Annotated in this window: 13 protein-coding genes; 5 read left to right on the top strand and 8 right to left on the bottom strand. The window is 51.1% G+C overall.

The window, feature by feature from the left end; genetic code table 11:
• Positions 1–59: 59 nt before the first annotated feature.
• Together ACQ76X_RS18930 and ACQ76X_RS18925 are read right to left on the bottom strand one after the other, a co-directional pair.
• The gene (locus ACQ76X_RS18930) at positions 60–1,370 is read right to left on the bottom strand and encodes an ABC transporter permease (RefSeq protein ID WP_438495432.1); all 1,311 of its coding nucleotides are present in this window, start codon (positions 1,368–1,370) and stop codon (positions 60–62) included.
• Positions 1,349–2,116 carry an ABC transporter ATP-binding protein gene (locus tag ACQ76X_RS18925; RefSeq protein ID WP_438495431.1) on the bottom strand — a complete coding sequence of 256 codons (768 nt, stop codon included), beginning with the start codon at positions 2,114–2,116 and terminating at the stop codon, positions 1,349–1,351. The genes ACQ76X_RS18930 and ACQ76X_RS18925 overlap by 22 nt, the downstream gene beginning before the upstream one ends.
• Before the next feature lie 526 nt (positions 2,117–2,642).
• Here ACQ76X_RS18925 and ACQ76X_RS18920 point away from each other — a divergent pair.
• Positions 2,643–3,110 (top strand): MarR family winged helix-turn-helix transcriptional regulator, encoded by a 468-nt coding sequence (locus tag ACQ76X_RS18920; RefSeq protein ID WP_076112812.1) that lies wholly within the window; start codon positions 2,643–2,645, stop codon positions 3,108–3,110.
• Positions 3,111–3,256: 146 nt separating this feature from the next.
• On the opposite strand, the gene ACQ76X_RS18915 is transcribed toward ACQ76X_RS18920, so the two are convergent.
• The 3 genes from ACQ76X_RS18915 to ACQ76X_RS18905 all read right to left on the bottom strand — a co-directional run bounded on the left by ACQ76X_RS18915 (position 3,257) and on the right by ACQ76X_RS18905 (position 5,890).
• Positions 3,257–4,765, bottom strand: a complete 1,509-nt coding sequence (locus ACQ76X_RS18915) for an MDR family MFS transporter (protein ID WP_438495430.1) — start codon at positions 4,763–4,765, stop codon at positions 3,257–3,259.
• Positions 4,766–4,790: 25 nt separating this feature from the next.
• The gene (locus tag ACQ76X_RS18910) at positions 4,791–5,318 is read right to left on the bottom strand and encodes a GNAT family N-acetyltransferase (protein WP_438495429.1); all 528 of its coding nucleotides are present in this window, start codon (positions 5,316–5,318) and stop codon (positions 4,791–4,793) included.
• 272 nt (positions 5,319–5,590) lie between these two features.
• A complete protein-coding gene (locus tag ACQ76X_RS18905; protein ID WP_038585534.1) occupies positions 5,591–5,890 on the bottom strand; it encodes a hypothetical protein in 300 nt (99 codons plus the stop codon).
• Positions 5,891–6,127: 237 nt separating this feature from the next.
• On the opposite strand from ACQ76X_RS18905, the gene ACQ76X_RS18900 reads away from it, so the two are divergent.
• The gene (locus tag ACQ76X_RS18900; protein ID WP_076112815.1) at positions 6,128–6,607 is read left to right on the top strand and encodes a GAF domain-containing protein; all 480 of its coding nucleotides are present in this window, start codon (positions 6,128–6,130) and stop codon (positions 6,605–6,607) included.
• A gap of 102 nt (positions 6,608–6,709) precedes the next feature.
• On the opposite strand, the gene ACQ76X_RS18895 is transcribed toward ACQ76X_RS18900, so the two are convergent.
• The 3 genes from ACQ76X_RS18895 to ACQ76X_RS18885 all read right to left on the bottom strand — a co-directional run bounded on the left by ACQ76X_RS18895 (position 6,710) and on the right by ACQ76X_RS18885 (position 11,534).
• Positions 6,710–9,142, bottom strand: a complete 2,433-nt coding sequence (locus ACQ76X_RS18895) for a glycogen/starch/alpha-glucan phosphorylase (RefSeq protein WP_438495428.1) — start codon at positions 9,140–9,142, stop codon at positions 6,710–6,712.
• Positions 9,143–9,243: 101 nt separating this feature from the next.
• The gene (gene glgD, locus ACQ76X_RS18890) at positions 9,244–10,347 is read right to left on the bottom strand and encodes a glucose-1-phosphate adenylyltransferase subunit GlgD (RefSeq protein ID WP_038585525.1); all 1,104 of its coding nucleotides are present in this window, start codon (positions 10,345–10,347) and stop codon (positions 9,244–9,246) included.
• Positions 10,348–10,370: 23 nt separating this feature from the next.
• Entirely contained in the window at positions 10,371–11,534 is a 1,164-nt protein-coding gene (locus tag ACQ76X_RS18885) for a glucose-1-phosphate adenylyltransferase (RefSeq protein WP_038585522.1), read from the bottom strand.
• Positions 11,535–12,013: 479 nt separating this feature from the next.
• Here ACQ76X_RS18885 and ACQ76X_RS18880 point away from each other — a divergent pair, with 479 nt between their 5' ends.
• From ACQ76X_RS18880 to ACQ76X_RS18870, 3 genes are all read left to right on the top strand, one after another.
• Entirely contained in the window at positions 12,014–12,700 is a 687-nt protein-coding gene (locus tag ACQ76X_RS18880) for a response regulator transcription factor (protein WP_076112818.1), read from the top strand.
• Positions 12,697–14,331 (top strand): sensor histidine kinase, encoded by a 1,635-nt coding sequence (locus ACQ76X_RS18875; RefSeq protein ID WP_438495427.1) that lies wholly within the window; start codon positions 12,697–12,699, stop codon positions 14,329–14,331. Before ACQ76X_RS18880 ends, ACQ76X_RS18875 begins: the two co-directional genes overlap by 4 nt.
• A 207-nt stretch (positions 14,332–14,538) precedes the next feature.
• A complete protein-coding gene (locus ACQ76X_RS18870) occupies positions 14,539–15,105 on the top strand; it encodes an FAD-dependent oxidoreductase (RefSeq protein WP_438495426.1) in 567 nt (188 codons plus the stop codon).
• The last annotated feature ends 21 nt before the right edge of the window (positions 15,106–15,126 follow it).

Genomic DNA, 15,126 nt, shown 5'->3' with positions numbered 1-15,126 from the left:
AGCGTTACTTGCGTAAGTCCGCAAGTAACGCTGTTTTGTATTTATCGGGTCTGCAGCACCTATCTCTGAAACCGCATCGTGCTGAACATTCTGGCAATGAAAACCCCGATTAAATAACCGAGTGGAATAAACAGCAGCAGCCCCCACCATCCATACAAAGGAATGCACACCACACCAGAACAGATTGCTGTATATGGAACTAGCAGAATCGGTATTGCTGCGGAACCGGCATCGGCTTTCTGAGCTTTGGTAAAGGGCAGGATCCCGATATAGTCGTCCCCTGCAAACAATAACCAGAAAGAAGTCAGCCAGTAGGCCATTAATAACGCCAGAATAATGAGCAACCCCCATTTCAAAACCCCTGGAACGATAAAAATAGCTATCATGGAAACGCCCATGAACGCAAAATAGAGCTTCAGGTGTGCCGGATTGCGCACAAGTGCTTTAATGCCTGCCGCCGCGAAGCGGCTCTCCGGCTGCTTCGAAGCCAGGAGCGGCTCAGATTTGCGGAAAATCCATGGTTTATAGCGTGTGGGGCGCGGTTTATCAAGCACGCCGCGCAGCAATAAACCGGCAATTCTCATCCGCTGCTTGTAGTCTTCCCGCACATCGCTCATAAAGGTTGCGTGCAGCCGCAAGCGGAAGCGTATGGCCCATACAACCACAGCACCATATACGGCACCGGCTGCCAGCAGCAGCAAGGGCTGGCTGTCCCAATAAATAGCAGCCCTGACATAAGCGGCACAGGGGACAGTCACGGCCGGAATGAGCCATAGCCAGCGGCGGAAGCCCTGGCGCTGTACTTTAACAAGGTGTCCCAGCAGTTTGACGCACCAGCTGCAGGTTATGGTCATTGCAAGAAGCGATACGGCAGCTGCCCCGCTGAGTCCGTACCCCCGGACGATGAAGGGCAGCAGAATAGCAAATACCGCAGCCATCTTGAGGGCAGTTACGGTAAGACTATACAGAAGCCCCCGCAGCATAATGCTTCTGATCCAGTTTTGCCGCTGCCTGAGAAACAACGAATCCCCTTCCTGGAGCAGCAGCACCATACCTCCGGTAGCAATTAGAGCCGCCAGCAGCAGCGGAAGCAGCATAAAGGGGGTCGCGGTCGTCCATGTTGGCATTTCCCCGCTCCAGAACCCGAAATAGAACCGTCCGCCCAGCAGGCCGCCGGGAATAACGAGGTAGAGCAGGACCGTCCAGTCGGCCGCCGTACGGATAATCGCCGATTGCTCACGCCAATGGGAGATCAGGCGCCGCCGGAACAGCTGCGGAGCCGTAGGAAAAGCATACCCGGCTTTTTTGCCGGAAGTTTTAGGGTTTAGAACAGCCTGTTCCTGACTGCTCATGTCAATTCGTCGAAGCAATCAAACAACGACCCCTCCGGCAATCCGGCAATGTCGCGGATTTCCTCCAAAGTGCCTGTTGCTGTTACTTCCCCGCTGGAGATCAGTACGAAGCTGTCGCAGATTTTCTCCGCAGTATCCAGTACATGCGTGGACATCAGAACGCCCGCACCGCGCTTCCGCTCGGCCTCCAGGAGACGCAGGAAATCCTTCGTGGCACGGGGGTCAAGCCCGATAAACGGCTCGTCCACAATGTAGACATCGGGCTGGACCAGGAAGCCAAGCATCAGCATCATCTTTTGCTTCATACCTTTGGAGAAGCCTGCAGGCAGGTCATCCCGCACATTTCCCATACCGAACTGCACCAGAAGCTTCTCGGCGGTGGCCACAAAGGTTTCATAGCTCAAACCATAGGCAGCAGCTGCCAAATCGAGATGCTCCCACAGTGTCAGGTCCTCGTAAAATACCGGCTGTTCCGGCACGTATGCATACGATTGACTCTCTCCGCCGATAATCACTTTAGCCTTGGCATATTTCAACAAGCCGAGCAGCGTCTTGATGGTGGTGCTTTTCCCTGCTCCGTTTGGTCCGATCAATCCCAGCAGCTGGCCGCGCCGCACCTGGAAAGAAACATCTGAAATCCGTTTGTCGCCCGCTTCGTAACCGGCTTCCTCAATGGAAACATCGAGCACAATATCTTCCTCTTCCCATTCGCCCTCAGCTCTGAACCCCTCTGCAGACTCATCTTCAAACTCTGTCTCTTTCATACGGCTTCCATCTCCTAAGTGTCAATTCACAAGTGTCCCGGCTGCTATTGCCGTTCTTTTTTATCCATTATACGGACAAATGGGAAGAATCATCAAACATTACTTCCCCGAAGTGCGGAAAGAGACCTCTCCGGCTTAAGGAAAGATCCCCAGATTACACAATGATCAGGCAACACTCCCCATGCTAATCTTTGCTTCTTTGTAATTTATAGTAAGGGAAACCAAAGGTTTGTTCATCAATCCCCGGGAGTAAATCTCCGCTGCGCCAGAGGCTGAAAATGCCCTCCTGCCGGAGACGTACACCAAAAAACCAATTCAATATGCACCTTTTGCGCGCTCTAAAAAAAATGTTTGATTTTTAATAATTAAAAGTGTGCTCATTGTGACAAATCACATGTTCTTGATCCAATGTTTGACGTATTGTAAAGCTATATCAAGTCATTGCACGGCTAAACCGTGTAATTCAAGCCATGATTTAGTACCGTACGGGGCAACCCGAACGATTAACGATAGAGGGTGGAGAAGCATGATACAATCCTATGAACGCGATACTCAACTGACATTGCATTTGTACCGGGTTTTTGCCAAGTCTTTCAAGAGCATCAACGAGCATGCCGTTACCGGAAGCAAGATTGAAGGTTTCAATCCTACTGCTTTTGCTGTTATGGAGGTCCTCTACTATAAGGGGCCACAACCCATTCAGCAGATCGGCGCCAAACTGCTCTTGCAGAGCGGAAATGTTACTTACGTGATCGACAAGCTCGAGGAACGCGGCTACCTGCAGCGCAAGCCTTGCGCAAACGACCGCCGGGTTATTTTCGCCGAGCTGACTTCGGAAGGCGAACATCTGATGAACGAAATGTATCCGAAGTATTCGGAGCGTCTGCACCTCGCTTTTAGTGGCCTGAGTGATGAAGAGAAGGAACAAATGATTATTCTTTTGAAGAAGATGGGTCTGCAGGCTGAGAAACTCTCCCCGCTCCCACGCAAATAGGGTTCGGGCCGACGAGATTGTGAATCTATTCACTTTTTAGTAGTGCTCTAGATCAAGTAGAAACGGCTGAGCCGTCCTGTTAAGGATGACTCAGCCGTTTCTTTTTTCTTGCAGCAATAGAAGGGTTCTGACACAAGTGTTATTCACTAAGCCTTCTTGAGCACCGGATTCTCCTCTGCAATGGAAGGAACACCACTCCGCAGACCCGAAGAAATAATCAGGGACAAAACTGCGAATGCCGCCATCACAACAAAAAGTGAATGCAGGCCGCCTTCCAGCGCACCATGCAGACTGCTCCAGGCCTCCCCGGTCAGTGTGCTGCCGCCATGCGGATTAAGCAGTGTATTGATGTCATCCCCTGTAACTGCACTGCCGGGCTGCTCCGCCAGCCGTCTGTCAATCGTAAGGTTCAGCCAGGAACCGAAAATTGCCACCCCAACCGTCTGCCCGAGTGAACGGGTAAACGTATTGAGTGCCGTTGAGGCCCCGCGCTGCTCATGCTCCACAGAGGACTGGGCGATAATGGTAAAGACGGTAGAGGCATAGCCAAACCCGACTCCGCAGAACAGCATAAGACATAGAAGCAGCAACTGTGAGGAATCCCCGTTCATAAACGCAAGGCCGATGGCCCCTATGGAAATCAGCGCCAGACCAAGCATGCCCGTCCGGCGGGAGCCGGAGCGCAGGATCATCCGTCCTCCGGCAATGGAGCCCAGCATCCAGCCTACCGACATCGGAGCGAGCAGCAGGCCTGAGAGGGCTGCACTTTTTCCGAACACTCCTTGAACCCACAGCGGTACATAGGTGGACAAGCCAATGATCAAGGTACTGACCAGCAGATTGGCCCCGGTGGATACAGCAATATTACGAACAGAGAACAGCGTGAGCGGCAGCATCGGTTCAGGAGCACGGCGCTCCACAAACAGAAATACTACCAGCAGCAGAATTGCCGCCCCCAATATCGCCAGCAGCAGCGGAGACGTCCAGGGCAGATTCTGCCCTCCTGTCGTCAGTCCGAAGAGCAGCGCGCCCATCCCTGCCGCGAACAGCAGCACACCGGCTACATCAATCTTCGTCTTGCGTCTTACCCGTTCTTCCTTCAGATAGCGGGAAATAAATATAATCGATAACAGGCCAAAAGGCAGATTAAACACAAACACCCAGCGCCAGCTTAAGTAATCAACAACATAGCCGCCGAGCAGCGGTCCAACCAGAGAGGAGATCCCCCATACCGAACTCAGCAGCCCTTGTGTTTTTGCCCGTTCTTTAATGCTGTAGATGTCACCGATTATCGTAAAGGTCATCGGAATCAGTGCTCCCGCTCCGATTCCTTGGATGCCGCGGAATATAATAAGCTGTTCCATGCTCTGCGATATGCCGCACAGCAGCGAGCCGAGCAAGAATACCACAGCTCCACCGATGAACACAGGCTTGCGGCCAATCAGATCGCTCAGCTTGCCAAATATCGGGGTCGTGACCGCCATGGCCAGCAGATAGGCGGTAAATATCCAGCTCAGCCACTGCATCCCCTGGAAATCCCCAACAATCGCCGGTCCGGCCGGTCCGGTTACTGTTCCTTCAATTGCTGCCAAAAACGTAGCCAGCAGCACCCCTATCAAGATAAGCTTGCGTTCTGTTTCTCCTGGAGACTTCAATGAATCCAAATCCTCTCTCTATATATTAGCGTCTGGCCTCACTGCGCAGCAGCGCATACAAAATAACGTCCTGAAAGCCTGAGGACGTATGACGGTATTCCCGCAGCAGCCCCTCCTGCCGGAAGTCCAGTGCTGAAAACAGCCTCTGCGCCCGGACATTGTCCGGATGGCACAATACTTCAATCCGGTTCAGCCCCATGGTGCCGAAGCCGAAATCCAGTACAAGCTCCAGCGCTTCCTGCATATATCCCTGCCCCCAATGGGGCGGTGACAGCTCACAGCCGATTTCTCCCCGGTACGCTCCCGGCAGCTGCCAGTAGTTATAGCCGCAGCTGCCGATTACGTCACCCTCCGGTCCTATGATGCTCCAGCGCAGACTCTCTTCTTCCCGCGCCATTTGCCGGAGTAATCCAATCAGATGCTCTGCATCAGCAGCCGAAGACAGAGGGGGCATGTCCAGCCAGGGCGCTACCTCAGGATGACACCAGAGGTCATATAATGCGGCGGCATGATCTTCGGTCATAACACGCAGTTCCACTCTTTCACCGCTCAAAGCCGGTACCATCCCATTGCACACGTACAACGCTCTCGTCCCCTTCCAACCTTATAAGTATACAACATATGTAAGGATGTCCTGAATAGAAACATAAATTTCACATATAGAAACGGTACTGTCCTTAACCGGGACGGTACCGTTTCAGTGAGAAATCGTTTGAAAAACGCCTTTACCGGGGCGGCTTGATCCCACCCTGATGCAGACGTTTGTTTTTGTGCATAATGTTCGCTCATGCTGTTGTATAGTGAAAACCGGCATAATCTCCAGGATTACCCTGAGGCCCCTGCTGCCTTGACCGGCTTAAGCACCTCGGTGCAGAGAACCTGGAGCTTTTCCTGAATCGCCTTGAATTCTTCAATACCCGTCCCGGTAATACTGAACCCCTCGCCATGGGCAGTCAGGAAGTTCTCCTGGGAGAGCCGTTCCAGTTCCTGCTTCACTTCACGTTCCGCGACCCGGTATCCCAAATTCTCGAGTTCCGGCTGCATTTCTGATACTGTAAGGTCCCTCTCATGTGCAAAATAAAGCATATGGATTCCTACGAACAAGTTCTGTACATCGGCGCGCATATTCCACTCCTTCCGGCCAAAAGCCTCCAATTTTAGTAAATTCAATCACTGCTTATTCTTATAAAAGCATTACCCTAGTGATGGCTTGTGGAAACACGAGGGACTGTTACGGTAAGGGTGTGAGCTCTGCAATCTGCATAAATCCGGTAATGCTTGACGTATTGAACGTTGCTGTACTATGTTGTTAGTTACAGTTATGGATTCATACTGACTCAAGGTACAGGAAGGTGATGCTTCATGTTTCAGGCTATGCCCTACGACGGAACGCGCAGCGAGCGTTTTGAAGCGGTTCTATCCCAGCTGGGAGCGCTGATGGAAGGGGAGCCAAATGCCGTTGCCAATCTGGCGAATGCCTCGGCACTGCTTAAGTTCTCTCTACCGGATACCAATTGGGCCGGTTTCTATTTATTTGACGGCAAGGAGCTTGTGCTTGGACCCTTTCAGGGACTGCCTGCCTGTATCCGTATTCCACTGGGCCGCGGAGTATGCGGAACGGCCGCAAGCGAACGCCGGACGCTCGTCGTGGATGATGTTCATGCCTTCCCGGGACATATTGCCTGTGATGCCGCTTCGAACAGCGAAATCGTCGTGCCGCTGATTAAGGAGGACCGGCTGCTAGGTGTGCTGGATATCGACAGCCCGCTCAAGCACCGCTTCGATGATGAGGAACGCCGCTTCCTGGAGCGGTTCGCGGCTATGGTTTCGGACGTAATCTAATTTTCCCGGCTGCATGTAAAAGGCCGCCACATTCGCAGGAGTACCTGCGTTTGTGGCGGCCTTTTTGCTGTTGATCATTCTTATGCTGAGGACAACGCCCGATTACTGCCGGACCGGACTAATATTCCAGATTTCGGAGGCATAGCGGCTGATCGTGTTGTCACTGGAAAATTTGCCGGAATGGCCGATATTGATAATCGACTTTTTCAGCCATTCCTTCTGGTTGCGGTAGGCGAGATCGATTTTGACATGGGTCTCCACATAGCTGGCAAAATCCTTAAGCACAAAAAATTCATCATTATTGTCGAGCAGTGACTGATAGAGCGAATCGAACTCCTGGGTATGGCAGCAGATTGGCCCCGGTGTGATGAGCTGATCCAGCACTTCCTTGACTCGTCCATCGCCATTATAGATATCACGGGAATGATAGCCCCCATACTGGTAGTAATCCAGCACCTGCTCTGCCCGCAGTCCGAACAGGAACATGTTGTTGTCACCCAGCATTTCGTGCATTTCCACGTTGGCCCCGTCCATCGTGCCGATGGTCAGCGCACCGTTCATCATAAACTTCATGTTGCCGGTGCCGGAAGCCTCCTTGCTTGCTGTAGAGATTTGTTCGCTTACATCGGCTGCGGGAATAATCTTCTCCGCCAAAGAGACCGAATAATTCTCCAGGAAAAAGATGCGGATCTTGCCTTTGATATCCGGATCCTTGTTGACGACATCAGCCACAGTATTAATCAGTTTAATAATCCGTTTGGCCAAATGATAGCTAGGTGCGGCCTTGGCCCCGAATATAAAGGTGCGCGGCACCATGTCCATAGAAGGATTGTCTTTAAGCTGATTATACATATGCATAATATGCAGGATGTTCAGCAGCTGGCGTTTGTAGGCATGCAGCCGTTTGACCTGTACATCGAAGATGGAATCCGGGTCTACCTGCACTCCATGCTTCTTGCCAATGTATTCCGCCAGGCGCTGCTTGTTGCGGCGTTTGATGCCGGCCACCTGCTCCTGGAATGAAGCATCCTCACAATATTTAATTAGCCCGATCATCTCCTGCGGATGGTGAATCCAGCGTGTGCCAATGGAATCATTGATCAATCCGGCCAGCTCGGGATTGGCATGCAGCAGCCAGCGGCGGTGCGTGATGCCGTTCGTCTTGTTATTGAAACGGTGCGGATACATCTCATTGAACAGCCGCATCTCGCGTTTCTGCAAAATCTCCGTATGCAGCGCAGCCACTCCATTCACGCTATGGCTGGCTACTATCGCCAGATGGGCCATCCGCACCTGATCATCATGAATAATTGCCATCTGGTTGATCCGGTCCTGATCGCCGGGATATTTGCTCATCAGCTCGCCGCAGAACCGTGCATTGATTTCCTCAATAATGAGGAAAATACGCGGTAGCAGCTCCCGGACCATCCCCATCGGCCATTTTTCCAGCGCCTCGCTGAGAATGGTATGGTTGGTATAAGACACCATCCGTGTCGTCATGCTCCAGGCCTGATCCCAGCCGATGCCGTGTTCATCCATCAGAATCCGCATCAGCTCAGGGATAACCAGCGTTGGATGCGTATCATTGATATGCAGAGCCACTTTGTCTGGGAGCAGTTCAATCGGCAGGCCCGTCTTGCTGTACGTCCGCAGAATGCTCTGCAGACCTGCGCTGCACAAGAAATACTGCTGCTTCAGACGGAGCAGCTTGCCTTCATACTGTGAATCATCCGGGTACAGGAATTCCGAAATGGATTCCACCGAACGTTTGTATTCCAGAAACTTGTGATAATCCGTTCCAGCCAGGGAGCCGGTTATTCGCGAAGACGGGTTGATCGATTCGGCACTCCAGTTCCGCAGTGTATTCACATGCTTGCGGTCCGCGCCAATAATCGGAATATCATAAGGAACCGCCCGCACCGCTTCATATTCTTTATGCTCGAAGGCCAGCTCACCGTTCTCCTCACTGGTCTCCACATGTCCCCAGAACCGCACTTCCACCTGCTTGTCTTCCCGGCGCAATTCCCACACATTATCGTTCTGCAGCCAATAATCGGGCAGCTCCACCTGATATCCGTCAACAATCTTTTGCTCAAACAGGCCGTATTTATAACGGATGCCGCAGCCATGCCCTGCATACTGCAGGGAAGCCAGCGAATCCATGAAACAGGCAGCCAAACGCCCCAGACCTCCGTTACCAAGGCCTGCATCTGCTTCTTCCTCTTCAATATCCTGAAGACAAAAGCCCAGTTCTGCAAGTCCTTCGCGTACTACCTCCAGCACGCCCATGTTGAGCAGATTATTGCCCAGAAGCCTGCCAATCAGAAATTCCATGGAAAAATAGTAGACCTGCTTTTCCTTATCAACCTTATACTTCTGGTTGGTATCTGCCCAGTTTTTGCCTGCATTCTCACGGATCATATTGCCGATGATGTTATACACATCAGCATTCGAAGCTTCTTCAAGCGGCTTGCCCAATTTCCTGATGAGTGCCTCGCGGAACGCTTGTTTAAAGGTTTCTTTATCGTTGAACAACAGCGGGTTCCTCCTGACAGATCCTTATTTTGTGAATGGCATATTTATGAAAACTCAGGATCAGCTGAACGGGGTGCTGCCCGGTTCATCTGATCCTGAGGTTAAATTTTGCTGCTCTTGGCTATAACAAATGGACGTTTGTTATCTCCAACCAGAATCCGGTCTCTGCTTAAGTGCACATCTTTATCCATAATGACATTTTCAATCACGGCATTTTCTTCAATTACACATTTCTGCATGATGACAGAATTGATGATTCGGGCGCCTTCCTTGATCTGCACGCCCCGGAAGATCACGCTGTTCTCCACAGTTCCGGCAATGATACAGCCGTTGGCCACCAGGGAGTTGCTCACCTCTGCGCTGTCCAGATAACGGGTTGGCGCTTCATATTTAATCTTGGTCTGCACCGGATTCTCCTTGAACAGGCTGAAATAATTGTCCTGGCGGAGCAGCTCCAGACTATTTTTGTAATAGCTTTCCAGCGAATTGATCACTGCATGATAACCTTTGTACTCGTAGGCGGCAATTTTGAATTTGTGCCGGTTCTTCTGGATCACATCGCGGAAGAAGAAACTCTCGCCATGGGCGATGCAATGTTCTACCTGCTCCAGGAACATTTTTTTCTCCATGATAAAGATATCCAGATACACATTGTGATGGTCCTTCTCATGATGAATATTCGTAACCGCATTCTCTTCGTCTACCTCAACACGCAAGCAGGGATCATGCTCTGGCTGCAGCTGGTCTATCGTTTTGTAGACAAGCGTTACATCCGCGCCCTTCTCCAGATGGTATTGGAACACCTCCTGGAAATCCACAGTGTTGATATGCTGACTGCCGGAGAACACAATATATTTGGCTGAGGCCCGTTTGAAGAAATCCAGATTGTTATGATAATGCTGCAAATCCCCAAGCGAGGTGTCTGTCGGATCATTCCAGTCGGGCGGCAGAATAAACAGTCCTCCGTGCTTGCGGTTCATATCCCAGGACTTGCCGTCGCCGAGATGGTCCATCAGCGAACGGTATTTACGGCGGACAAACAGTCCAACGCTTTCCAGCTCCGCCCGCATCATATTGGAAAGAACGAAATCGATCAGCCGGTAGCGGCTGGCGAAAGGCACGGCAGCACCGCAGCGGAAATAGGTCAACTCATTTAATTTATCCAGTTCATGATCAAGATTGATTACACCCATAAGCTTTTTCATCCCGGTTCACCGTCCTCTAATGGTTATATGGTTTTGGCTGCAACTGATTTACGTTTCTTGCTCCGATTATCGATCAGCAGGATTTCGTCCTCATTCTCCCGATCGACTCCGATCTCCATATAATCCTCGATTACCGTATTTTCGCTGATGATAGCCTTATGGATCCGTACATTCTTGCCGATCTTGACCTTGGGCATAATGACGGAGTCGGTAATGACACTGCCTTCTCCCACTTCCACACCGTAAAAGAGCACCGAATGCTTCACCTCTCCGTACACGATGCAGCCCTCATTAATAATGCAGCTCGATACCTTCGCTCCTGGAGCTACATATTGTGCCGGCTGATTCGGATTGCGGGTGAAAATGCGCCAATTGGGATCATTCAGATTCAGCGGCGGATGATCGCTTAACAAATCCATATTGGCCTCCCACAGGCTGGCCACTGTACCTACATCTCTCCAGTAGCCTTCAAATGGATAGGCAAAAAGGGATTTATCATCCTCCAGCATCAGAGGAATAATATCTTTGCCGAAATCATGGGAGGAGTCTGCGTTCTCCCCGTCTTCCAGCAGATGCTTGCGGAGAACCTCCCATTTGAAAATATAAACGCCCATCGACGCCAGCGTGCTCTTCGGCTTCACCGGCTTCTCGTCAAACTCATAAATCTTCAGATCTTCATCTGTGTTGAGAATGCCAAAGCGGCTGGCCTCCTCGAGCGGAACATCAATGACCGAGATGGTGCAGTCGGCGTTTCTAGATTTGTGGTATTGCAGCATAGCATTGTAATCCATTTTGTAAATATGGTCACCGGAAAGTATAAGCACATGCTCCGGATCAAATTGATCAACAAATTTTAGATTGCGGTAAATTGCATCAGCCGTTCCCCGGTACCAGCTGCTTCCATTCTCCCGTTCATGCGGCGGCAATACAAATACACCGCCATCCTTACGGTTCAAATCCCAGTCACTTCCTACCCCAATGTATGAATGCAGTACAAGCGGCTCATATTGAGTGAGCACGCCAACTGTATCAATACCTGAATTGGAGCAATTGCTTAAGGGGAAGTCGATGATTCTGTAAGTTCCCCCAAAATAAACAGCGGGCTTGGCAAGCGTTTTGGTCAATCCCTTCAACCTTTTCCCTTGGCCTCCCGCCAATAGCATGGCTACCATTTCTTTTTTCTTCATGGAAGAGCCTCCTTGACATATGGGTAGTAAAGCATGTAATAAATAAGGTTGAATGAAGTTTGGTGGTGCGAAATAGACCCAAGATAGAATTCAAAAAGAAGTGAACCAGCAAGAAGTAAAATGAAAGAAATGTGCTTGATAGGAAATTTGGATAAGGTTAACAAACGAGGGGACACCTGATATCGGGACAAGTTGCCGGATTCATGAGAAAAGCTCTCCAAAAACCGGGTTTGTATCCTTATTGTAAAGTGTTCTAGAGTCGCCGTCAAAACCCTTTATTGAATTCCAAAAACCTTAAATTGTAATTACATTCCTTATTAATAACACTTGTATTTCTTATTATTAGATTAACCAGAATGATTAACCATGAACTAAAAATTCTAATCTGATATTGAACTTAAGCAGACGCTTCTTTCAGCAAACGTTCAACGTAATGTGTCATAATGAACTATCTTTTACTGTAAACGGAGGTACTACTCATGAAAGCTGCCCAAGGCGTGCGACTACTGCTCGTAGATGACGAGCCTCATATCCTGCAGTTTCTGGAACTGGGTCTGATGAACGAAGGGTTTGAAGTAATGACTGCACCTGACGGTGTGAGCGCGATCGCAATTGCTGCCGATTTCAAACCGCATGTGGCCATTCTGGATGTGATGATGCCGGGCATGGACGGCTTTGAGGTCTGCCGTTACCTGCGTTCAGAAGAAGCGGAGATTGCGGTCATCATGCTGACTGCAAAAGACGAAGTGGACGACCGGGTCAAGGGCCTGTCCATCGGGGCTGACGACTATATGGTCAAGCCGTTCAGCTTCGACGAGCTGCTGGCCCGGATCCAGGCCCGGCTGCGCAATCAGTTCCCGGGATTGCTTGGGGAAGTGCGCTGCGGCCCCTTCCGGATTGACGGCCGCCGCAAGGAAATCCGCCACAAGGAAGAGGTTCTGGAGCTGTCCCCTACCGAATATGAGCTGCTGCAATACCTGGTCATCAATCATGGCCTGGTACTGAGCAAGCCGATGATTCTGGACAAGGTATGGGGATATGATTTTGGCGGAGAGGAAAATATCGTGGAGGTCTATATCCGTTCTCTCCGCGAGAAGCTTGGCGATAAAGAGCATAAGATTATCCGCACGCTGCGCGGCGCAGGATACCGCGTGGACCTGGTATGATTGCCCGCCTCTCGGGCTTCATCAGCAGGCTACCGTCTCCGCGTTCCCTGCGCAAGCAGCTGCTGGCCATCTCGCTCATCATTTTGTCCGTGCTGCTGCTGCTGATCGGTGTGCTGCAGTATGTGCTGATGCGGAACTTCATCTACACCAACCGGGCGGAATCCATGGAAACGCAGCTGCGGTCCGTGCCGCGTGAGTTCTATTTTACGTTTCTCAATTCCGAGAACAGTACTCCGGCTGACTTGAGTATTTCAGGCGCTTCAGACCCTTCTTGGACAACAGGCACACCAGGGATGGTTAAACCGGAACTGCCTGGTGCCAGCCCCGCCACGAGCGGCGGTAACGCAGCACCCGGGGAGAACCAGGACACCAGCCCGGACGGGCAGCGGATGGGCGGTGAGAGGCGTCCTCTCCTGCTGGATGCCCATACAACTATCGCCATCTATAGCCCGGACGGCACCTTCAAGGATTTCCAGGAGGATACGCTTTCCGATTCTGCCGCTCCAAGAATGACGAACAAAGAGTATGATGAGCTGCTCAAACATACTACGGACAAACAAACGGGAGAATACCGGCTGATAACCGCTGAGGATGGCAGTGAGCACCTGGCCGTGTTCATGAATCTGCGCAAACCGGGTGCACCCAAAATGCTGCTGCAAATGAGCGTGGTCACCGGCCCGCTGAGAGATGTAATCATGCAGCAGCTGATGATCTTCGCCGGCTTGGCGGTAATTGCTTTACTGGCCGGGCTGTTCCTATATTTGCCTGCACTGCGCAAAACACTGGTTCCCTTATCCAATATGGGCGAAGCCGCGCAAATCATCGACGCAGGCAATTTGGACGTACGCTTCCCCGTCAACCAGGGACAGACAGAAATCGACAAACTGTCCCAGTCCTTCAACGGGATGCTGGAGCGTCTGGAAATTTCGTTCCATAATGAACGTGAAGCTAAGGAACAAATGCGGCGTTTCGCCGCCGATGCTTCCCATGAGCTGCGGACTCCCCTCACTTCGATTCACGGCTTCCTGGAGGTGCTGCTGCGGGGAGCTGCGGATAATAAAGACCAGCTTTACGGCGCACTGAACAGCATGCATGGTGAATCCAAACGGATTAATAAGCTGGTCGAAGACTTGCTCCTGCTGGCCCGTATGGACGGCGCGCCTCAGCTAAGGGTCAAGAACCTGCTGCTGGGTGAAGTCATCGATGAGATGCAGCCGCAGCTCCTGGTGCTGGCCGCGAACCGCAAGGTCACTTTCGATATTTCTTACGGCATCCGTGGCATGTATGATCCCGACAAAATCAAACAGGTCATTCTCAACTTGTTCCACAATGCCGTGCAGCATACGGATGCCGACAAGGGGACGATCCATATCTCCCTGCACGCCCGGGACACCGAAGCAACGCTGACTGTCAGGGACAACGGCTCCGGCATCTCTGCTGACCATCTCCCCCATGTGTTCGACCGGTTCTACCGCAGCGATTCCTCGCGCACGCGCAAATACGGCGGTTCGGGCCTTGGATTGTCCATTACAAAGTCTATTGTGGATGCACATAACGGGAACATCAGCGTGGAGAGTACTCTCGGTGGAGGCACTGTCTTTAAAGTCACTCTTCCATGCTTGCCGGATTAGCTTATGTAGTGTAATTAACGTTATAATAGTGTGTGAAAAGGATGCTATGCTCACAAAACTTAAGCTTATGCTTTCGAAGTGAGTTTTGTACGAAGTCGATTCAAGGATGCTATGCTCACAAAACTTAAGTCTATGCTTTCGAAGTGAGTTTTGTACGAAGTCGATTCAAGGATGTTATGCTCACAAAACTTTTAGGAGGTCGAATTCATGTACGAAATCGCCGTGATCGGAGCCGGGCCAGCCGGTGCCAGTGCAGCCCTGTTCGCCGCCAAAGCGGGCAAAAAAACGCTGCTGATTGACAATGACAAAGGAATGACCCGCAGAGGGTGGTATGAGAATTTTTATGGAATCTCCGAAATCGGCGGTCCCGACCTCGTGGAAACCGGACACAAGCAAGCCGTCAAATTCGGAGCGGAATTAGTGGCTGATCAAGCTGTCGGTCTTACCGCTGGCAGTGAAGGTTTTGTCATTGAAAGCGAGAGCGGTGCCACTTATGAAGCGAAACATGTGATTCTGGCTACAGGCGTCCTGACCGATTTGGCTGCTAAAGCCGGTGTGGAAACCAAGGATGGCACGGAGCCAAGAATCAAGACCGTGGTAGCCGTCAACGCCGAAGGCAAAACAAATATCGAAGGCATCTGGGCCGCCGGAACCGTTGCCGGAGTAAGCGTGCACGCTATTATTACCGCAGGTGACGGCGCGAAGGTCGCCATTAATGTCATTAGTGAATTGAACGGTGCAAGATATGTCGATCATGATCTGCTGAAGGCATAATTATATTCATACGAGAGGGAC

Source organism: Paenibacillus sp. IHBB 3054 (assembly GCF_051594305.1).
Classification (GTDB): Bacteria; Bacillota; Bacilli; order Paenibacillales; family Paenibacillaceae; genus Paenibacillus_AQ.
Note: the sequence above shows the minus strand (reverse complement) of the source record. Positions and strands in the feature narration are given on the sequence as shown.